Genomic DNA, 19,704 nt, shown 5'->3' with positions numbered 1-19,704 from the left:
CCACAACGCGGGCGCTCGCGCGGGTTCCTCAGTGCAGCGCGGTGATCACGCGGCGGATCGCCTCGCGATCGGGCTTGCCCGACGGCAGGGTCGCCAGCTCGTCGACGAGCACGAGCCGCGAAGGACGCGCGTGCGCGCCGATCTCGACCTCGACCGCCGCCCGCGCCTCTTCGAGCTGCACCGATTCGCTCCGCCGCAACGCCTCGCCGCGCGTGGCGACGACGACCGAAGCCTCGCCCCACCGCGTATCCGGAACGCCGACGACGACCGCGGCCGCGAGCCCCGGCACCCCACGAACGATGCGCTCGACGCGGTCGAGCGACACGTTGATCCCGCCCGAGACGATGACGTTGTCGATGCGACCGCGCACGCGCAGAATCCCGTCGTCGATCAGCCCGGCGTCACCGGTGCGGTACCAGCGCGTTCCGTCCGCTTCACGCCGGAAGGCGGCATCCGTCGCCTCGGGGTCGCCGAGGTAGCCCTCGGCCAGGGTCGGTCCGGCGATATGGACCTCGCCGTCGGACACGCGCACCGAAACACCACGCAGCGGCCGGCCGTCGTAGACGCAGCCGCCGCTCGTCTCGGTCGAGCCGTAAGTGCGGACGACCCGCACGCCCGCAGTCTCGGCGCGCTCGAGCGTCACCGGCGGCAGCGCCTGGCCGCCCACGAGGATCGTCTCGAACGAGCGCAGCGCCGTGAGCACGGTCGAGTCGTGCTCACCGGCATCCAGCAGCCTCGTCAGCTGCGCGGGGACGAGCGAGGTGAATGTCGGGATGCGCTCCCCGTGCTCGGTCGAGACCATCATGAGCGCCGCAGCCGCGAACGCCTGCGGCGTGAAGGTGCCGCTCATCACCGCGGGTTCGCGGCCGGAGACGATGGCGCGCACGAACACCTGCATGCCGGCGACGTAGCTCGCCGGGAGCGCGAGCAGCCACGCGCCCTCGCCGATGCGCTCGGCGGTCGCGAGCGCGCTCGCGGTGAGCGCGTCGCGGCTGAGGACGACGCTCTTGGGGATGCCGGTGGAGCCCGACGTCGTCACGACCACAGCGGTGCCGGGTCTCACGTCACCGGGGAGCGCACTCACGAGCCCGAGGCCCAGCGCGGGACCGGCACCGTGCAGCGCGCTGCGAAGCCCGCGCAGGATGTCGCGCGGGTCGTCGCCGATGACGGGCTCGAGCCTCATCGCCGAGGCGCTCCGAGGCGCATCAGTAGTGCCAGGGGTACGGCGACCAGTCGGGGTCGCGCTTGCCGAGGAACGAGTCGCGCCCTTCGACGGCCTCGTCGGTGCCGTAGGCGAGGCGCGTGGCCTCGCCCGCGAACACCTGCTGGCCGACGAGACCGTCGTCGACGGCGTTGAAGGCGAATTTCAGCATGCGGATGGCCGTCGGCGACTTCGTGAGTATCGTGCGGGCCATCGCGACGGCCTCACGCTCGAGGTCGGCGTGCGGCACGACCCGGTTCACCGCACCCATCTCGTAGGCACGGCCGGCCGAGTACTCCTCGGCGAGGAAGAACACCTCGCGCGCGAACTTCTGGCCGATCTGCCGTGCGAAGTAGGCCGAGCCGTAGCCGGCGTCGAACGAGCCCACATCGGCATCCGTCTGCTTGAAGCGGCCGTGCTCGGCGCTCGCGATCGACAGGTCGCACACGACGTGCAGCGAATGTCCACCGCCGGCCGCCCATCCGGGGATCACGGCGATGACGACCTTCGGCATGAAGCGGATGAGGCGCTGCACTTCGAGGATGTGGAGGCGGCCGGCACGAGCGGGGTCGTGCACCGCAGCTTCGTCGTCGCTGTACTTGTAGCCGTCGCGGCCGCGGATGCGCTGATCGCCGCCCGAGCAGAAGGCCCAGCCGCCGTCTTTCGGACTGGGGCCGTTGCCGGTGAGGAGCACGACGCCGATGCGCGGGTCCTGCCGCGCGATGTCGAGCGCGCGGTACAACTCGTCGACGGTGTGCGGGCGGAAGGCGTTTCGCACCTCGGGCCGGTCGAACGCGATCCGCGCGATGCGGGCGTCCTTCGACACATGCGCCGTGATGTCGGTGTAGCCGCCCTCGGGGGCGCCGGGCGCCGGCATCCACTCGTCTTCGTCGAACAGGTCGGAAACACTCACTCCGCCAGACTACGGCTGTGAGACCACGAGCGTCATCTGGGCGGGGCTCGGAGGTCGCGGGCCCTAGCCTGGAGCGGTGACTTCTGCTCTTCGCGCCCTCTCGCTCGCCGCCGCCTCGACGGCTCTGCTGCTCTCGCTCGCCGCCTGTTCGACCGCGGGGGAGGTCGAGACCACGCCGTCGTCCGACACTCCCGAGAACGTCGCGGCGTCGGTGAGCGCGTGCGACGGCGACGAAGGCGTGACGTTCGTCGTCGATCCGAGCGCGCTCGGCACGGATGCCACGACGTGGTGCGTGTTCGCCGACGACACCATCGGCGCGGCCGAGGTCGTCGAGCTCGCGGGCGTCGTGACCGAGGGAACCGTCGAGTACGGCGACCAGGTCGTGTGCCGTGTGAACGGCGTGCCCGCCGAAGACGTCGCGATCACCGCCGACGACGGCTCGGAGTACTTCGAGACCTGCGAGTCGATGGCCCCCGCATTCGCCTACTGGGGGCTGTGGGTGCAGCCCGAAGGCGCCGAGTGGGATTACGCGCAGGAGGGCCTGTCGACGCTCCAACTCGAGCCCGGTGACGCGGTCGCGCTGCTGTTCACCCTGAACGGCGAGCCCGCGGCCCCCGCGGCACTCACCCCGTAGAGACCATGACGTTCCGGCCCGGGCCCCTTCGCGCCGCCGCGGTCCTCGCGGCCGGTTTCGTGGTGGTCCGGGTCGTCTACCGCGTCCTCTTCCACGGTGCCGAGGGCTCGGGCGCGGTGCTGCTGCCCTTCCCGGAGTTCCGGCTGCCGGCGCCGTTCGCGCACGTCGTGCTGCTGGGTCCGGTGACGATCGACGGGCTCTGGGATGCCGCTTCCAGCGCGATCCCGATCGCCGCGACCATCCTCGCGTTCGGCCTCCTGAGCGCGCTGATCGATCTGCACCGGGTGTTCGCCCGTGCGTCGCGTCGCGGGCCGCTGCGCGGCATCGCGCGTGCCCTGGCGATCGCGTGGGCGACGCTGCCCTCGCTCGCCGAGGCCGCGCACGCCGTGCGTCGCGCCCAGCGCCTGCGCGGTGAGCGCGGCGGGGTTCGCCTGCTCGCACCGCTGCTGCAGCGCACGCTCGAACGGGCCGGCCGGGTCGCTTCCGCCCTCGAACTGCGGGGGTTCGCCGGCCGCCCGCTCGACGGGGACTGCCTGCGGCCGGTCGAAGCGACGGACGTCGAGGTCGGCTTCGGTGCAGGTTCGGCAGGCGCGAGCGGCTCGTCGTCGCGGACGCCGCACGGCGGCATCCGTCTTCCCTCGCTCACCCTCGGCCACGGGACGCTCGCCGTGCTGTCGGGCCCGACCGGTTCGGGAAAGTCGACCGTGCTGCGCGCCCTCGCGGGTCTGCATACCCACGTCGACGGCGGCTGGCAGCGCGGCACGCTCCGCATCGCCGGCCACGATCGCGCGGCCGTGCCGCCGCGCGACCTCGCGCTGCGCGTGGGCGTGGTGCTGCAGCATCCGCGCGAGGCCTTCACCGCGGAGCGCGTTCGCGACGAGATCGGGCTCACGCTGGAACTGCGCGGCGTTGCCGCGGTGATCGTTGCGGCGCGCGTGGCCGAGGTCGCCGATCGGGTCGGCGTTGCGGGCCTGCTCGACCGTCCGACGCGTGGACTCTCGGCGGGCGAGGCGACGCGGGTCGCGATCGCCGCCGCGATCGTGGAGCATCCGATCCTGCTGCTCGTGGACGAGCCCCTCGCCGACCTCGACGCCGACGCCCGCGCGCAGGTCACCTGTCTGCTCGATGCACTCGCGCACGAGGCGGGGATGTGCGTCGTGGTCGCCGAGCACCGCGTCGAGCAGCTCGCGGCGCGCGCAGATGTGCGGCTGCGGATCGTCGGCGGTGAGGTGGGGATCGACGACGGCCGAGCCAGCGAGGTTGACAGGGTCGGGGAGTCGCCGCCCACCGTCGACGCGGCACGACGGCCCCCGGCGGTCGGAGATATCGCATTGTCGGCAGCGGAAGTGACCGTGAGCCATCGCGGGCACATCGCGGTGACCGATGCCAGCCTCTCCGTTGCGGCCGGCGAGTTCGTCGCTCTCGTCGGACCCAACGGTGCGGGCAAGTCGAGCCTGCTCGTCACCCTCGCCCTGCCCGGGCGCGACACCAGGGTCGAGGCCGCGGGGCGCGTGGCACTGGTCCCGGATGCCTCGGACGACCTCTTCGTGTTCGACACCGTCGCCGCGGAGTGCCTGCGAGCCGACCGGCGTGCACGCAAGGCGCTCGGCGGCGGAGACGATGCCACGACCGCTGACCGGTTCGCGCGCTTTCTCGGCTTCGCACCCGACGGACCCGAGCTCGTCGCGCGATGGATGCGGCATCCCCTCGATCTGTCGGTCGGCGAACGCCGCTGCCTCGCCCTCGCGATCCAGCTCGCGGGCTCGCCCGCCGTGCTCCTCGTCGACGAGCCGACGCGCGGCCTCGATCCCGACGCGCGAGCCCTGGTGATCGCGGCGCTCCAGTCGCTCGCCGCCGACGGCACGGCCGTGCTCGTCGCCTCGCACGAGCCCGAGATCGCAGGTCTCGCCGACCGGGCACTCGCGATGCGCGACGGCGTGCTCGGCGCGGACGCATCGAATCCGCTCGGGCAGCGGGCAGGCGTCTCCGCTGCCCGAGGGCAGCGGTCTCGTGTGTTCACAACTCCGGATACGCGGCACCCTCCCGCGCGGAAACCGCTGGTCGGAGCCGGCGGCTCCCGCATCCATCCGGAGTTGCGAACCTCCGCCGGGGGCCGACTCGTCTCCCTGCACACCGCCGATCGGCGCGGGTACGGACCGGTGCTCGCACTTCTCGCGGCGAACCTCATCGCGCTCGCCGCGTTCTGCTGGCCTCTCGTCGCGTCCGCGGTGCCGGAACAGGCGCACGATGCGGTGCCGATCGCCGCGCTCGCACTCGCACCACTCGCCGTCCTCGTCGTGGTCGCGAGCCTCGACGGCACCGTACGTTCGGCGCACATGCTCGCCCTGCTCGGCACGCTCGCCGCGATCGGCGCCGCGGTGCGGATCGCGAGCACCGGGGTCGGCGGGCTCGAAGCCGTCTTCATCCTGCTGATCCTCGCGGGGCGGTCGTTCGGCGCGCGCTTCGGTCTGCTTCTCGGGATGCTGACGATCGCACTGTCGACGCTCGTGACGGGCACCTTCGGCCCGTGGACGCCGTTCCAGATGTTCGCGTGCGCCTGGGTCGGCGCCGGGGCGGGGCTGCTGCCCCGCCGTGTCGGACTCCGGGCCGAGATCGTGATGCTGTCGGTCTACGGCGTGCTCGCGTCGTACGCGTTCGGGCTCATCATGAACCTGTGGTTCTGGCCGTTCGCGGTCGGCGGCGGCACCGGCATCTCATACGTCGCGGGCGCCCCCGCGGGGCAGAACGTCGCGAGCTTCCTGCTGTACTCCCTCGTGACCTCGACCGCGACGTGGGACACCCTCCGCGCGATCACGACCGTCATCGGCCTGGCGCTGGTCGGGCGCGCGATCCTCGCGGCGCTCCGCCGCGCGAAGCCCGTCGTCCCGCAGCACAGGTCGTCAGCCGCTGAGACGACGCAGTCTGCTGTCGCCACTCGCTGAGACGACGATCTGCGTCGTCTCGTCGCTGCCGCGCAGGCCTCAGACCGAGAAGTACTTCGCCTCGGGGTGGTGGAAGACGAACGCGTCGGTCGACTGCTCGGGGTGCAGCTGCAGCTCCTCGCTGAGCTCGACTCCCATGCGCTCGGGGCGCAGCAGCTCGACGACCTTGCGGCGGTCTTCCATGTCGGGGCACGCCGGGTAGCCGAGCGAGAAGCGGGCACCGCGGTACTCGAGCTTGAAGAGACCGGCGACGTCGGCGGGGTCTTCGTCTGCGAATCCCAGCTCGGAGCGGATGCGGGCGTGCCAGAACTCCGCGAGCGACTCGGTCAGCTGCATGACCAGGCCGTTGAGCTCGTAGTAGTCGCGGTAGCGGTCCTCAGCGAAGAGCTTCGCGGTCACCGAGTCGATGTGTGCACCGGCTGTCACCAGCTGCACCGGCATCACATCGACGTGCCCCGACGCGCGCGAGCGCACGAAGTCGGCGAGGCAGAGGTGCCGGTCGCGGCGCTGACGAGGGAAGTGGAAGCGCAGCCGATCGGTGCCGACGGGTTCGCCCGAACCGCCGTCGGGCGCCAGGAGTCCCGCCACCCCGAGCGCGCCCGTCGGGTCGTCGCCGTGGTGGAGCACGACGACGTCGTCACCGTCCGAGACGACCGGGAAGTACCCGTAGGCGACGGAGGCATCCAGCATCCCCTCGCCGAGGATCCGATCGAGCCAGTACCGCAACCGCGGGCGGCCCTCCTGCTCGACGAGCTGCTCGTACGAGAGGCCGTCCTCGCCGCGGCCGGGCTTGAGCCCCCACTGACCCATGAAGGTCGCACGTTCGTCGAGGAAGGCCGCGTAGTCGGCGAGCGCGATGCCGCGGACGATGCGCGTCCCCCAGAACGGCGGGGTGGGCACGAGATTGTCGGATGCCGCATCCGAGCGCGCCGGCATGGCCTCGGGCTCGGTCAGGGTGAGCTGAGACCCCGCGCGGTGGATGCGCTTCTTGAGCGCCGGGAGGCCGACCGAGTCGGGGGCGGCACCGCGCGCGATCTTCACGAGCGGCTCCATGAGCGTCAGCCCCTCGAACGCATCGCGTGCGTAGCGCACCTCGCCGTCGAACCGGCTCGCGAGGTCGTCTTCGACGTAGGCACGGGTGAGGGCGGCGCCGCCGAGGATCACCGGCCAGCGCTTGGCGAGCCCCCGCGACTGCAGCTCGTCGAGGTTCTCCTTCATCACGACTGTCGACTTCACCAACAGCCCCGACAGCCCGATGACGTCGGCGTCGTGCTCTTCTGCCGCGGCGATGATGTCGGCGATCGGCTGCTTGATGCCGAGGTTGATGACGTCGTAGCCGTTGTTGGTGAGGATGATGTCGACGAGGTTCTTGCCGATGTCGTGCACGTCGCCGCGGACGGTCGCCAGCACGATCCGCCCCTTGCCCGAGGCGTCCGCCCGCTCCATGTGCGGCTCGAGGAGGGCGACCGCGGTCTTCATCACCTCGGCGGACTGCAGCACGAACGGCAGCTGCATCTCGCCCGAGCCGAACCGCTCGCCCACGACCTTCATGCCCTCGAGGAGGTGGTCGTTGATGATCTGGAGCGCCGTGAGGCCACCCGCGCGCGCGAGGTCGAGGTCGGCCTCGAGCCCCTTCGCCTCGCCGTCGATGATGCGGCGCTCGAGGCGCTCGTTCACGGGCAGCGCGGCGAGCTCGGCAGCCCGCTGGTCCTTGAGCGCCGCACTGTCGACGCCGTCGAACAGGTCGAGCATCGCCGAGAGCGGGTCGTAGACCAGCGTGCCGTCGGCGTCGTACTCGCGGCGATCCCACACGAGATCGAGCGCGACTCTTCGGCGATCATCCGGCACCGAGGCCAGCGGCACGATCTTGGCGGCGTCGATGATGCCCGAGGTGAGGCCGGCTTCTGCCGCCTCGTGCAGGAAGACCGAGTTCAAGACGCTGCGGGCGGCCGGATTGAGACCGAACGACACATTCGAGACACCGAGGGTGGTCTGGATGCCGGGATACTTCGCCGAGATCTGCCGGATCGCCTCAATCGTCTCGATCGCGTCGCGGCGGGTCTCCTCCTGGCCGGTGGCGATCGGGAAGGTGAGGCAGTCGACGATGATGTCGGGCACCTTCATGCCCCACTCCCCCACGAGTGAGTCGACGAGCCGCGACGCGATGCGCACCTTGTCGTCGGCGGTGCGCGCCTGCCCCTGCTCGTCGATCGTGAGCGCGATGACGGCGGTGCCGTGCTCCTTCACCAGAGGCATGATGCGCCCGAAGCGGCTGGCTGCGGCATCCCCGTCCTCGTAGTTGACCGAGTTGACCACCGGGCGTCCGCCGATGAGCTCGAGCCCTGCTTGGATGACCGCCGGCTCGGTCGAGTCGATCACCAGCGGGAGGGTCGACGCGCTCGCGAAGCGCGAGACGACCTCGCGGATGTCGGCGACGCCGTCTCGGCCGACGTAGTCCACGCACACGTCGAGGAGGTGCGCGCCGACGCGGATCTGGTTGCGGGCGATCTCGACGCAGTCGTCCCAGCGCTCGTCGAGCATCGCCTCGCGGAACGCCTTCGACCCGTTCGCGTTCGTGCGCTCGCCGATCGCGAGGTAGGAGGCGTCCTGGTCGAACGGCACGTGCTGGTACAGGCTCGCGACGCCGGGGTCGGCGATCGGTGCGGTGCGCTTCGTCTCGCCTGCGGCTCGCTCAGCGACCGGCGTCTCGCCGGCTGCCGGACGCAGGCGCTCGACGACGGCGGCCATGTGCTCGGGCGTGGTGCCGCAGCATCCGCCCACGAGGCTCAGGCCGAACTCGCGCACGAACTGCTCGTGAGCGGTGGCGAGCTCCGCAGGGTTGAGCGGGTAGTGGGCACCGTCGGCGGTGAGCACCGGCAGCCCGGCGTTGGGCATGCAGGCCACCGGCACCGGCGAGTGCTTCGAGAGGTGGCGCAGATGCTCGCTCATCTCCATCGGCCCGGTCGCGCAGTTCAGGCCGATCGCGTCGACGCCGAGCGGCTCGAGCGCGGTGAGCGCCGCGCCGATCTCGCTTCCCATCAGCATGGTGCCCGTGGTCTCGACGGTCACCTCGACGAAGATGGGAAGGCGGATGCCGCGACGAACGATCGCCTGCTTGCAGCCGTTGACGGCGGCCTTGGTCTGCAGCAGGTCCTGCGAGGTCTCGACGAGGAACGCATCGGCGCCGCCGTCGATGAGGCCCTCAGCCTGCTCGGCGAAGGTCTGCTTGAGGTTGTCGTAGGTGGTGTGCCCGAGGCTCGGCAGCTTCGTGCCCGGCCCCATCGACCCCAGCACCCAGCGCATGCGGCCGTCGCGCTCCTCGGCCGCCTCGACCCGCTCGCGCGCGATGCGGGCCCCCGCCTCGGCGAGTTCGGCGATGCGGTGCTCGATGCCGTAGTCGCCGAGGTTCGACCAGTTCGCGCCGAAGGTGTTGGTCTCAACGGCGTCGATGCCGACGGCGAGGTACTCGTCGTGGATGTCGCCGATCATGTCGGGGCGACTGACGTTGAGGATCTCGTTGCAGCCCTCGAGCTGCTGATAGTCCTCGAGCGTCGGGTCGTGACGCTGCAGCATCGTTCCCATCGCACCGTCGGCGATGACGACGCGCGTGCGGAGCGCCTCGAGCAGGGCCTCGGCCCGCGCCGGTCGCGCGACCCCGTCGATGTCGAGGTCGAAACGGGGTGCTGCGGTGGGCGTGCTCACCTGGGCGATTCTATTCGCCGGCGCCGCCCCCGAGCCGCCCCATGACGCCGCCGTCGCTGCGGAAGCTCAGGCGTTCTTGGCGTCGCGCCAGCGCAGCCACGATCGCACGAGGTCGTAGTCGTAATCGGGACCCGGGAAGCCCAGCGTGAACACTCGCGTGCCGGCGGCGTAGAGGGCATCGGCGACGTCTTCGCCCCGGCGCTGCAGCTCGTTCGAGATGACGAGTCCGCCGGTGTCGCGGCCCTCCTTCTCGGCCCACCGCTCGATGACCTCGACCTTGTGCGCGACTTCCTCGGGGCGCACGAAGCTGTGCCAGATGTCGGCGTGACGGGCGACGAGCCGCAGCGTCTTCTGCTCGCCCTTGCCGCCGATCATCACCGGGATGCGGCGCGTCGGTGCCGGGTTGAGCGCCGACCAACGCGCCTCGATGCGAGCAAGGCCGTCGGCGAGGTCGTCGAGGCGGGACCCTGCGGTGCCGAATTCGTACCCGTACTCGTCGTAGTCGCGCTCGAACCAGCCCGATCCGGTGCCGAAGATGAACCGGCCCTCGCCGCCCCGCGCCGACATGTGGTCGATCGTGCGGGCCATGTCGGCCTGCAGGTCGGGGTTGCGGTAGCTGTTGCAGTTGACCAGTGCGCCGAACTCGACCCGCTCGGTCTGCTCGGCCCACGCGCCGAGCATCGTCCACGACTCGAAGTGCAGTCCGTCGGGGTCGCCCGAGAGCGGGTAGAAGTGATCCCAGTTGAAGAGGATGTCGACGCCGAGGTCTTCGAGCCGGGCGACGGCCTCGCGGATCTGCGGGTAGGTGACGTGCTGGGGCTGCAGCTGCACGCCGAGGCGCACCGGGGTGTCGAGAAGCATGGTGTCAGCCTACGAGCGCTGCGCAGCGATGGGCGCGTACGAGCCGAACTGCGTGCGGCATCCGTCGCGCGCGCCGACATCACCGCCGGTCGCGCACCGTCTTGATGATCACATCGATGATGTCCCACAGCGCGATCCCGGCGATCCCGAACCCGAAGACGACGTTCACGATCGCGGCGACCTCGGCGCCCTCGTCGCCGATCACCGCCGGGAAGAACTCCGGGTTCAGCAGCTGTCCCTGCGCGAGGAGGAAGAGGGCGGGCACGGCGAACGCGAGGGCGAGCAGGGTGTTGAACACGGCGAGCGCAGGCGTCCACCGGCCGACCAGGTAGACCACGACGGCGAGAGTCGCCTCGAACGCCATCAGGACGAAGAGTCCGGCGATCCACCACGGCCACAGGCCCGGGTTCAGGAACGGCAGGGGAGCGCCGGCGTCGGTGACGAAGGAGGGCACGAAGCCGATCGTGAGGTCCCAGATGATCGCACCCGCCGCGATGGCGAGGAAGACGAGCGAGGCGATCATGTCGCCGAAGCCGACGCCGCGCGGCCGCGGCTCGGGGAGGCTGTCCACGCTCCAGGTGCCGAACTCCGCTCGCGCGGCCCCGCTGCGTTCGACGATGACGAAGACGAGGGTCGTCCAGAAGCACAGGTGCACCCCGACGCTGAGGAGCGTCACCCAGAGCGTGCCCATGATCGCGCCGAAGCTCTCGCCCTCGAGGGTCTGAGCGAGCGCGACGCCGAAGGCGGCGGCGGGGAGCACGATCCACAGCAGCAGTTTCAGCAGGCGCCACCAGTCGAGGTAGTACTTCGGACCGATCAGGTGCAGCGGCCGGTCCGTGTAGCCGGCCGCGAGCTTGTCGGGGTCGCCGAGATCGGTGAGCACGGCACGTTCGGCCGCGTCCCGCGACTCGCCGTTGTCCACGCGCGCGTCGATCTGATCATCGATCGAGGCGCGCAGCTCGGCCGCGAGGTCGGCACGCTGGCTCTCAGGGACGGTCCGCATCGCGGCGTCCACGTAGCGGTCGGTGAATGTCGTGCTGGTCATGTCAGTCCTCCTGGGGAAGGGTCGCGATCGCAGCGGCGATCGCACGGAAGTCGTCGGTGAGGGCGGCGGCCAGGCGCGTGCCCGCGTCGCTCGTGCGGTAGAACTTGCGAGGCCGCGCCTCGTCGGTGTTCCACTCGCTCGTGAGGTGCCCCTGCTTCTCGAGCCGCCGCAGCAGCGGATACAGCGTGTTCGCATCGGTCGCGAAGCCGCGCACCTCGAGCTCTTCGAGCAGGCCGTAGCCGTAGCCCGGCTGCACGAGCAGGCGGAGGCACGCCAGCACCACCGTGCCGCGCCGCAGCTCCTGCAGGTGCGTGTCGAGGATCTCGGATTCGCTCATGGCTCACACTGTACTGTGTGGCACACACTATCGTCAATGACACATTGATATTGATTCGGCATCCCCCGAGTACCCGGGTGCCGAAAACCTGCTCCGTGACACGACACGCCGGGTTGCGGCATCCGTCGTCGGCGTGTCGACGGGACCGGGCAGGTTTTCGGCCCGGCAGGCACGGGAAGAGAGGGAAGACGGCAGGATGGGCTTGTGACCACTGAGGCGACGCTGCCCCCGCTCGACGAGATCCTTGCCACCGCCCGTGTGGTCGCGCTGCCGCTCGCGGCCCGCTTCCGCGGAGTCGAGGTGCGCGAGGCACTGCTCTTCGAAGGCCCCGAGGGCTGGACCGAGTTCTCCCCCTTCGTCGAGTACGACGACGCCGAGGCCGCGACCTGGCTCGCGGCGGCGATCGACTTCGGATGGATGCCGCAGCCCGCAGCCCGCCGAGACGCGATCGCGGTCAACGCCACGGTGCCCGCCGTGCCCGCCGCATCCGTCGCCGGGATCCTTGCCCGCTTCGACGGCTGCCGCACCGCGAAGGTCAAGGTCGCCGAGCCCGGTCAGCGCCTGTCCGACGACGTCGCGCGCGTGCGGGCCGTCCGCGAGGCGATGGGCGCCGAAGGCCGCATCCGCGTCGATGCGAACGGCGCCTGGAACGTCGACGAGGCCGAGCACGCGATCCACGCACTGGCCGAGTTCGACCTCGAGTACGCCGAGCAGCCGTGCGCGAGCGTCGACGAACTCGCCGAACTCCGCCGCCGCGTGAAGTACATGGGCATCCCGATCGCCGCCGACGAGAGCGTGCGCAAGGCCGCCGACCCTCTCGCGGTCGCTCGCGCGGGCGCCGCCGATCTGCTCGTGATCAAGGCCCAGCCACTCGGTGGCGTGCGCCGCGCGCTCGCGATCGTCGCCGAGGCCGGGCTGCCGGTCGTCGTCTCGAGCGCGCTCGACACCTCGGTCGGGCTCGCGATGGGGGCGGCGCTCGCGGCGGCGCTCCCCGATCTCGACTACGACTGCGGTCTCGGCACGGCGGCGCTGTTCACCGCCGACGTCGTCTCACCGCCGCTCGCACCGCACGGCGGCATGCTTCCGGTCGGTCGTGTGATCCCCGATGCCGCGCTGCTCGACGAGCACGCGGCCTCCGCAGAGCGTCGCGACTGGTGGCTCGCGAGGCTCGGCCGCTGCTGGGACGAGCTTTCTCGGCGCCTCTGAACGTCAGCCCGCGGAAGGCACGATGATCAGCTGCGCGACCCGGGCGAGCTCTTCGTTGGTGCGCAGGCACATCTGCTCGTAGTCGAGCCCCGCCATCACCGCGCGCACGGAAGCGCCCTCCCAGACCGTGAGCATGAGGCGGGCCGCGTCGACGGCGGCCAGTCGGAACGTCATGACGTTCGCCCGCGCGATGTCGTCGATGATGTGCGCGACCGACTGCAGCATCTCGTCCTCTTGCGCGAGATAGGCCGACGCGAGCGACGGCGTCCGCAGCGCGTGGATGCGGATCTCGCTCATGAGCAGCACGCCGAGGCGATCGTCGGCTGAGATGTCGAGCACGCCCTGCACGATCTCGAACGCGTTCGCGGGCCCCCCGGCGAACGCGCCGTCGCGCTCGAGGTCGACGACCCGCGTTCGGACGGCCTCGACGCGCTCGCGCGCGACGTTGCCGGCGAGTTCGAGGAACAGCTCGTCTTTGGTCTCGAAGTTCGAATAGAAAGCGCCACGCGTGAATCCGGCGCGTTCGCAGATCGCCTCGACGGATGCCGCGTCCAGCCCCACTTCGGCGAAGACGAGGGCCGCGGCATCCAGCAGCTTCTGGCGCGTGGCCTCGCGACGGGGCGATGTGACGGCGGCGTCTGTCATGGGCACTCTCCTCTTGCGCTCAGTCTCACACGTACTACTCAGTTTCGAGCGGGCAACCCGCCTTACGATACACTCATGTATCCGATACAGCGCTGTATCGACATGTCCTGTCACCCGTGAACCCGGAGGCGCTGTGTCCACCCTTCTCTATGCCCTGGGGCGCTGGTCTTACCGCCACCCGTGGCGGGTACTGGTCGGCTGGCTGCTGCTGCTGGTCGTCGCCCTCGGCTTCGCGATCCCGAACCTCGGCGGCACCGACAACTCGTTCTCGATCCCCGGCACAGAGGCGCAGGAGGGCATCGAGCTTCTCGACCGCAGCTTCCCGCAGGCCAGCGGCACCAGCGCTCAGCTGGTCATCGTCGCCGCAGACGGCGACACCGTCACGGCAGACCCGTATGCGACCGGCATCGACGACACCGTCGCCGAGCTCGAAGACCTCGACGGCGTCATCGCCGTCACCGACCCGTTCAACGAGATGGTCACGGGCCTCGTGTCGGACGACGAGTCCGCCGCCATCGTCCGCCTGCAGTTCGACGGACAGGCGACCGACGTCTCAGACGAGACCCTGACCCAGCTCGAGGGCGTCGCCGACGACCTGCGCGAGTCGCTTCCCGCGGGCTCGCAGGTCGCGATGGGCGGCGACCTCTTCTCGACCTCGGTTCCCGCTCTGTCGCTCATCGAGGCCGTCGGCGTGCTGATCGCGCTGTTCGTGCTGATCGTCACGTTCCGCTCGTTCGCCGTCTCGTGGTTCCCGCTCATCTCCGCCCTCATCGGCGTGGGCCTGGCGATCGCGCTCATCTTCATCGCGACGGCGTTCGTCTCGGTCTCGTCGACGACACCCATGCTCGCGATCATGCTGGGACTCGCCGTCGGCATCGACTACGCCCTCTTCATCGCGGCACGACATCAGGACCAGGTGCGTGTCGGCATGGAGCCGGAGGAGTCGGCCGCGCGCGCCACCGGCACCGCGGGCTCGGCCGTCGTCTTCGCCGGTGTCACGGTGCTCATCGCCCTCGTCGGCCTCGGCTTCGCCGGCATCCCGTTCCTCACCACGATGGGCATCGCCGCGGCCGTCGCCGTCGCGATCGCCGTCGTCGTCGCCGTCACGCTCACTCCCGCGCTCCTCGGCTTCGCGAAGGGCCGCGTCGTCGGGTGGGGCCACGGCAAGAAGAGGCGAGGGATGCCGCTCGGCCGTCGCCGCGCGACCGCCCAGGCGACCGCGACCGAGGAGGACGCAGAGGCACCGGAACCGGTCCCGACGACCCCCGCCGGCAAGAAGCAGAACCGCTGGGTCATGCTCGTCACGCGGCACCCGTGGGTCACGACGATCGTGGTCGTCCTCACCCTCGGCGTCATGGCGATCCCGGCTGCGAGCCTCACGCTCGCCCTCCCGAACGCCGGCGTTCAGCCTGAGACGAGCCAGGCGCGGCAGGCGTACGACTTGACCGCCGAGAATTTCGGACCAGGCTCGAACGGCCCCCTCATCATGACCGGCACGATCGTGACCTCGACCGATCCGCTGGGGCTCATGGCCGACCTCGCCGACGAGATCGAGCAGGTTCCGGGCGTCAAGGAGATCGCCCTCGCGACGCCCAACGAGACGGCCGACACGGGCCTCATCCAGATCGTGCCCGAGACCGCACCCGACGACCCGGCGACCGCCGATCTTGTCCGCGAACTGCGCGCGCTCGCGCCGGAACTGCTGGACGAGTACGGCGTCGACCTCAAGGTCACCGGCTTCACTGCAGTCGGCATCGACATCTCCGACCGCCTCGGCGCCGCCCTCGTGCCCTTCGGGATCTTCGTCGTGGGCCTGTCGCTCATCCTGCTCATGATCGTGTTCCGCTCGATCTGGGTGCCGATCACGGCCGCACTCGGCTATCTGCTGTCGGTCGCCGCGTCGTTCGGCGTGGTCGCCGCGGTGTTCGAGTGGGGCTGGCTCGCCGACCTCCTGCACGTCACGCGCACGGGTCCGGTCATCAGCTTCATGCCGATCATCCTCATGGGTGTGCTGTTCGGCCTCGCGATGGACTACCAGGTGTTCCTCGTCAGCCGCATGCGCGAGGACTACGTGCACGCTCGCCGAGCAACTGTCGGACATGCGACCCGCACCGACCGCGACCTCGCCGTCGGCGCCGTGCGCTCGGGGTTCACCGCCTCGGCGCGCGTCGTCACGGCCGCCGCCGTGATCATGTTCGCCGTGTTCGCCGCGTTCGTTCCCGAGGGCGATGCCTCGATCAAGCCGATCGCCCTGGGCCTCGCCGTCGGCATCGCGGTCGACGCCTTCCTCGTGCGGATGACGCTGGTTCCCGCGGTGATGGCGCTGCTCGGCGCGAAGGCCTGGTGGATGCCGCGCTGGCTCGAGCGGGCGCTTCCCCACTTCGACATCGAGGGCGAAGCCGTCGAGCGCGAAATCGCCCTCGCCGACTGGCCCGAGCCCGACACGACCGCCGACGTCGTCGGCGAGCGCGTCTCGGTGCACGCCGACACCGGCCGCACCACCGGCGACGTGGCACTCTTCGATGATGCGAGCTTCCGCGTCGAGCGGGGAGGCACGCTGCTCGTGAGCGGCGACCCGCGCGCCGCGCGCGCGTTCGCGCTCGCCGTCGCCGGGCGCCTCCAGCCGTCCGACGGACTGCTGCGCGTCGCCGGACACCTTCTTCCCGGTCGCGGCGCGTGGGTTCGCGCCCATGTGGGCCTCGCCCTCCTCGCCGACAGCGACGAGCCGGTGCGGGAGCTCAGGCGCGCGCTCAACGGGCGCACGAAGCTTGTCGTGATCGACGGCCTGGACACCCTCGATCGCGCCGGACGCGACCAGGCTGCGGCGCTGCTGCGCGACGCCGACGCCGCCCTGCGCGCTCGCGATGACGACCGAGTTCCACAGCTCACCGTCGTCGCCACCACCAAGACCGACGGCCCCGCCCTCGCCCTGCTCGCCGACGCGCACCGCCCCCAGGTGGCGTCGCTCGCGCTGCGCGCGGCAACGAGCCAGGCCGCACCGACCACCACCGCAGAGGTGCTCTCATGACACTCCCCATCGAGCGCTCGCGCTCCCGCCGCCCCGTCACCTGGCTCACCCTCATCGGCGTGCTGCTGCTGCCCGTCGTCATCGGCGGCATCCTCGTGGCGGCCCTGTACAACCCGGTGGAGCGACTGGACGGCCTCACGGCCGCCATCGTGAATGAGGACGAGCCCGTCACGATCGACGACCAGCTCGTCCCCCTCGGGCGCCAGCTCACCGCGGGCCTCGTCGAGGGCGCCGACGACCAGGCGAGCAACCTCACCTGGACGATCTCCAACGCCGACGACGCGGCCGCCGGGCTCGCCGACGGAACATACGCCGCGGTCGTCACGATCCCGGAGAACTTCTCGGCGGCGGCGACCTCGACGTTGCCCGGTGCGACGCCGGAGCAGGCGACCATCGAGGTGCAGACTCCCCCCGACAGCCTCATCGTCGACGACGCGATCACCGCCCAGGTGACCTCGACCGCGGCATCCATCATGGGCGACCAGCTCTCGACGGTGTACCTCGAGAACGTGTTCCTCGGCTTCACGACCCTCGGCGACCAGCTCGGAGAGGCGGCGACGGGCGCGACCCAGCTCGCGGACGGCGCGACGCAGGCGGCTGACGGCGCCGCGGCCCTCTCGGACGGGTTCCCGCAGATCTCGAGCGGTGCGACCGGCCTCGCATCCGGGGCCGGAGAGCTGCAGTCGGGGCTCGGCACGATCGCCGAAAAGACGCGGGAAGCGGCAGCCGGCGCCTCGCAGCTGGCCGCCGGCGTCAACGGCGGCGCGGCGACCCTCGAGGCCGAGGGCCTCGTGCCCGCGCAGGTGTCAGGCGTCGCGACGACGACGAAGGATGCCGCCGCCGGCACGGCACAGGCCACAGCCGGCGTGCTTGCGCTCGCTCAGCAGTGCGTGGCCAGCGGCGCGGACGCGACCTATTGCGAGACCCTTGCCAAGGCAGCGGCGACAGCCGACGGCGCGGCGTCGGGCACCGCGCAGGCCGCAGCCGGCACCGTCACCGCCCTCGAGGCGTTCGACACCGCTGCCACGGCCGAACTCGCCGGGCAGTTCCGCACGATCGGCACCAGCGTCGCCGCGCTCGGCGGCGGACTGACCCAGCTCGCCGGCGGCATCGACCAGAGCGCGACGGGCGCGGGTGCCCTCTCGTCGGGCGCGTCCCAGCTCGCGGGCGGCATCGACCAGGCGGGCTCGGGTGCGTCGTCGCTCGCCGACGGCGTCGCTGAGCTCGCCGAGGGCACGTCCACCCTCGCCGACGGGCTCGATGAGGCATCCACCGCGATCCCCACCTACACCGAGGCCGAGGCGACGAGTCTCGCCGAGGTCGTGGCCGATCCCGTCGCCGCCGAGGGCGTCGGGACGTCGCTCTTCGGGGCATCGGCCATCCCGCTGCTGGCGATGCTCGCACTGTGGTTCGGCGGACTCGGCACCTTCGTGGCACTGCAGGCGGTGTCGCGCCGCGCACTGTCGGCGCGTGAGACGTCCGCGGCTCTCGCGCTGCGAGGCTTCGCGCCGGCCGCCGTGCTCGGTGCCGCCCAAGGCGTGCTCGTCGCCGGCGTCGTCCAGCTCGCCGCGTCGTATGACTGGGCGGACTGGTCGGTGTTCGCCGCGGTATGCGTCGCGGCCGGCATCGCCTTCGCTGCAGTGAACCAGGCGCTCGTCGCCGTCTTCGGCGGCGCGGGTCGCTGGATCGCCGCGCTCATCGGCGTGCTCGCCGTGGCCACCGGGGTCGTCTCGACCGTGCCGGGCGCCCTGTCGGGGCTCGCGGCCCTCATGCCGACGGCGCCCGCGTACAACGGCATGGTCGCCGCCCTCACCTCGACCGCGGGCGTCGGCGCGGCCTTCGCCGGCCTCGTGGTCTGGACGGTCCTCGCCTTCGTGGCGACGGTCCTCGCCGTGGCGCGGCGGCGCACGACATCGGCACGCGCGCTGCTGAAGGCGGCTCCCGCGCCGGCCTAGACGCCGTTCGCAACGACAAAGCCGCCGTGCCGCACCGTACGTGGGGGGTGCGACACGACGGCAGTCGTCGTCATGGGGATTCGGGGCACAAGGTAGACCCGTCCAGGAGCGCCGTCAAGGGCGTCTGCCGAATACCGGTCAGCTGAGGCCGGAGTACGCGTGCAGGCCCTTGAAGAACATGTTCACGATGGTGAAGTTGAACAGCACCGCGGTGAAGCCGATGATCGACAGCCACGCCGAGCGGGATCCGCGCCAGCCGCGCGTGGCCCGCGCGTGGATGTATCCGGCGTAGAGCACCCAGATCACGAACGTCCAGACTTCCTTCGTGTCGAAGCCCCAGTATCGGCCCCACGCGTCGTTCGCCCAGATGGATCCTGCGATCAGCGTGAAGGTCCAGAAGATGAACCCGAGGATCGCGAAGCGGTACGCGAGCGACTCGAGGGCCTCCGAACTCGGGAGGGTACGCAGGAACCCTGGGCCCGTCTTCACCGGGGTCGAGACGACGGAGTCGGATGCCGCGGCGGCAGCCACCTTGTGCTCGCGGCGCCCTTGCATCAACTGCACGACCGAGAGCCCGAAGGCGATCGCGAAGAGCGCGGTCGCGAGCGAGGCGACGAAGACGTGGATCACGAGCCACACGGACTTCAACGGATCCATCAGCGGCACGATCTCGACGTAGAGCCCGCCGAGCATCACTCCGCCCAGGAGCACCACCACGAGGCCGGTGATGAACGTCCCGAGGAACCGCAGGTCGTAGCGCAGCAGCACGATGAGGTACACCGCGATGATGAGCATCGTGCCGGTGAGTGCGAACTCGTACATGTTCGACCACGGCACGCGCCCTGCGGCGATGCCGCGCGTGACGTCGGCGCCGACGTGGAAGAGGAAGCCGAGCACCGTGAGCGAGGTGCCGATGCGGGCCCAGATGTGCCGCGATCGGCGTGCGGGCGACGCGTTCAGCGCAGCATCGGCGACCCGCTCCTCGGCGCGGAGAATGTCCATCGCCGAGGCGCCGGGTGCGGCATCCGCTCCCCCGCCCGCAGCCTGTGAGCGCGCGCCCGCGACGACGAGTTCGCGTTCGCGCCCCTTCGCGTCCTGCGCATCGACGGCGAGCGCCGATCGGCGGGCGAGGTCGATCGCATAGGCGATGAAGGCGAGGGCATAGACGGCGATCGCCGTCCACACCATGAGCACCGAGACCGAATCGAGCGTGAGCAGGGCAGAGTCGGGCATGG

Annotated in this window: 13 protein-coding genes; 5 read left to right on the top strand and 8 right to left on the bottom strand. The window is 71.0% G+C overall.

Translation table 11 applies throughout. From position 1 onward, the window contains the following. Positions 1-28 precede the first annotated feature (28 nt). Positions 29-1,183 (bottom strand): AMP-binding protein, encoded by a 1,155-nt coding sequence (locus FFS15_RS00685; RefSeq protein WP_137843083.1) that lies wholly within the window; start codon positions 1,181-1,183, stop codon positions 29-31. Positions 1,184-1,205: 22 nt separating this feature from the next. Continuing rightward, positions 1,206-2,114 carry a 1,4-dihydroxy-2-naphthoyl-CoA synthase gene (locus FFS15_RS00680; protein ID WP_137843082.1) on the bottom strand — a complete coding sequence of 303 codons (909 nt, stop codon included), beginning with the start codon at positions 2,112-2,114 and terminating at the stop codon, positions 1,206-1,208. A 76-nt stretch (positions 2,115-2,190) separates the two neighbouring features. Here FFS15_RS00680 and FFS15_RS00675 point away from each other — a divergent pair, with 76 nt between their 5' ends. Next, positions 2,191-2,748: a hypothetical protein gene (locus FFS15_RS00675; RefSeq protein WP_137843081.1), complete on the top strand. Its 558-nt coding sequence runs from the start codon at positions 2,191-2,193 to the stop codon at positions 2,746-2,748. Between the two features lie 5 nt (positions 2,749-2,753). Further along, a complete protein-coding gene (locus FFS15_RS00670; protein ID WP_137843080.1) occupies positions 2,754-5,690 on the top strand; it encodes an ATP-binding cassette domain-containing protein in 2,937 nt (978 codons plus the stop codon). A gap of 39 nt (positions 5,691-5,729) precedes the next feature. Here the strand turns inward: FFS15_RS00670 and metH are convergent, their stop codons facing one another. The 4 genes from metH to FFS15_RS00650 all read right to left on the bottom strand — a co-directional run bounded on the left by metH (position 5,730) and on the right by FFS15_RS00650 (position 11,635). Continuing rightward, positions 5,730-9,392 carry a methionine synthase gene (gene metH / locus FFS15_RS00665; RefSeq protein WP_137843079.1) on the bottom strand — a complete coding sequence of 1,221 codons (3,663 nt, stop codon included), beginning with the start codon at positions 9,390-9,392 and terminating at the stop codon, positions 5,730-5,732. Between the two features lie 66 nt (positions 9,393-9,458). Further along, positions 9,459-10,253 carry an LLM class F420-dependent oxidoreductase gene (locus FFS15_RS00660; protein ID WP_137843078.1) on the bottom strand — a complete coding sequence of 265 codons (795 nt, stop codon included), beginning with the start codon at positions 10,251-10,253 and terminating at the stop codon, positions 9,459-9,461. 79 nt (positions 10,254-10,332) lie between these two features. Continuing rightward, a complete protein-coding gene (locus tag FFS15_RS00655; RefSeq protein WP_137843077.1) occupies positions 10,333-11,298 on the bottom strand; it encodes a permease prefix domain 1-containing protein in 966 nt (321 codons plus the stop codon). 1 nt (position 11,299) lies between these two features. After that, positions 11,300-11,635: a PadR family transcriptional regulator gene (locus FFS15_RS00650; RefSeq protein ID WP_137843076.1), complete on the bottom strand. Its 336-nt coding sequence runs from the start codon at positions 11,633-11,635 to the stop codon at positions 11,300-11,302. A gap of 204 nt (positions 11,636-11,839) precedes the next feature. On the opposite strand from FFS15_RS00650, the gene FFS15_RS00645 reads away from it, so the two are divergent. After that, positions 11,840-12,841, top strand: a complete 1,002-nt coding sequence (locus tag FFS15_RS00645; RefSeq protein ID WP_171013027.1) for an o-succinylbenzoate synthase — start codon at positions 11,840-11,842, stop codon at positions 12,839-12,841. A 3-nt stretch (positions 12,842-12,844) separates the two neighbouring features. Here FFS15_RS00645 and FFS15_RS00640 read toward each other — a convergent pair whose 3' ends face one another. After that, positions 12,845-13,486, bottom strand: a complete 642-nt coding sequence (locus FFS15_RS00640) for a TetR/AcrR family transcriptional regulator (RefSeq protein ID WP_137843075.1) — start codon at positions 13,484-13,486, stop codon at positions 12,845-12,847. 133 nt (positions 13,487-13,619) lie between these two features. On the opposite strand from FFS15_RS00640, the gene FFS15_RS00635 reads away from it, so the two are divergent. Then, a complete protein-coding gene (locus FFS15_RS00635; protein ID WP_137843074.1) occupies positions 13,620-16,514 on the top strand; it encodes an MMPL family transporter in 2,895 nt (964 codons plus the stop codon). After that, positions 16,511-18,469 carry a YhgE/Pip family protein gene (locus tag FFS15_RS00630; protein ID WP_137843073.1) on the top strand — a complete coding sequence of 653 codons (1,959 nt, stop codon included), beginning with the start codon at positions 16,511-16,513 and terminating at the stop codon, positions 18,467-18,469. The genes FFS15_RS00635 and FFS15_RS00630 overlap by 4 nt, the downstream gene beginning before the upstream one ends. A gap of 138 nt (positions 18,470-18,607) precedes the next feature. Here FFS15_RS00630 and ccsB read toward each other — a convergent pair whose 3' ends face one another. Further along, entirely contained in the window at positions 18,608-19,702 is a 1,095-nt protein-coding gene (gene ccsB, locus FFS15_RS00625) for a c-type cytochrome biogenesis protein CcsB (RefSeq protein ID WP_137843072.1), read from the bottom strand. Positions 19,703-19,704: the final 2 nt, after the last annotated feature.

This window comes from Microbacterium sp. 2FI (genome assembly GCF_005502885.1).
Taxonomy (GTDB): Bacteria; Actinomycetota; Actinomycetes; order Actinomycetales; family Microbacteriaceae; genus Microbacterium.
The sequence above is the reverse complement of the archived record's forward strand: the minus strand, read 5'-3'. Positions and strand labels throughout refer to the sequence as shown.

Excerpts from the sequence above, each read along its gene's own strand:
- FFS15_RS00660 (WP_137843078.1), bottom strand. The coding sequence starts at position 10,253 with ATGCTTCTCGACACCCCGGTGCGCCTCGGCGTGCAGCTGCAGCCCCAG.
- ccsB (WP_137843072.1), bottom strand. The coding sequence starts at position 19,702 with ATGCCCGACTCTGCCCTGCTCACGCTCGATTCGGTCTCGGTGCTCATG.
- FFS15_RS00685 (WP_137843083.1), bottom strand. The coding sequence starts at position 1,183 with ATGAGGCTCGAGCCCGTCATCGGCGACGACCCGCGCGACATCCTGCGC.
- FFS15_RS00650 (WP_137843076.1), bottom strand. The coding sequence starts at position 11,635 with ATGAGCGAATCCGAGATCCTCGACACGCACCTGCAGGAGCTGCGGCGC.
- FFS15_RS00670 (WP_137843080.1), top strand. The coding sequence starts at position 2,754 with ATGACGTTCCGGCCCGGGCCCCTTCGCGCCGCCGCGGTCCTCGCGGCC.
- FFS15_RS00630 (WP_137843073.1), top strand. The coding sequence starts at position 16,511 with ATGACACTCCCCATCGAGCGCTCGCGCTCCCGCCGCCCCGTCACCTGG.
- FFS15_RS00655 (WP_137843077.1), bottom strand. The coding sequence starts at position 11,298 with ATGACCAGCACGACATTCACCGACCGCTACGTGGACGCCGCGATGCGG.
- FFS15_RS00640 (WP_137843075.1), bottom strand. The coding sequence starts at position 13,486 with ATGACAGACGCCGCCGTCACATCGCCCCGTCGCGAGGCCACGCGCCAG.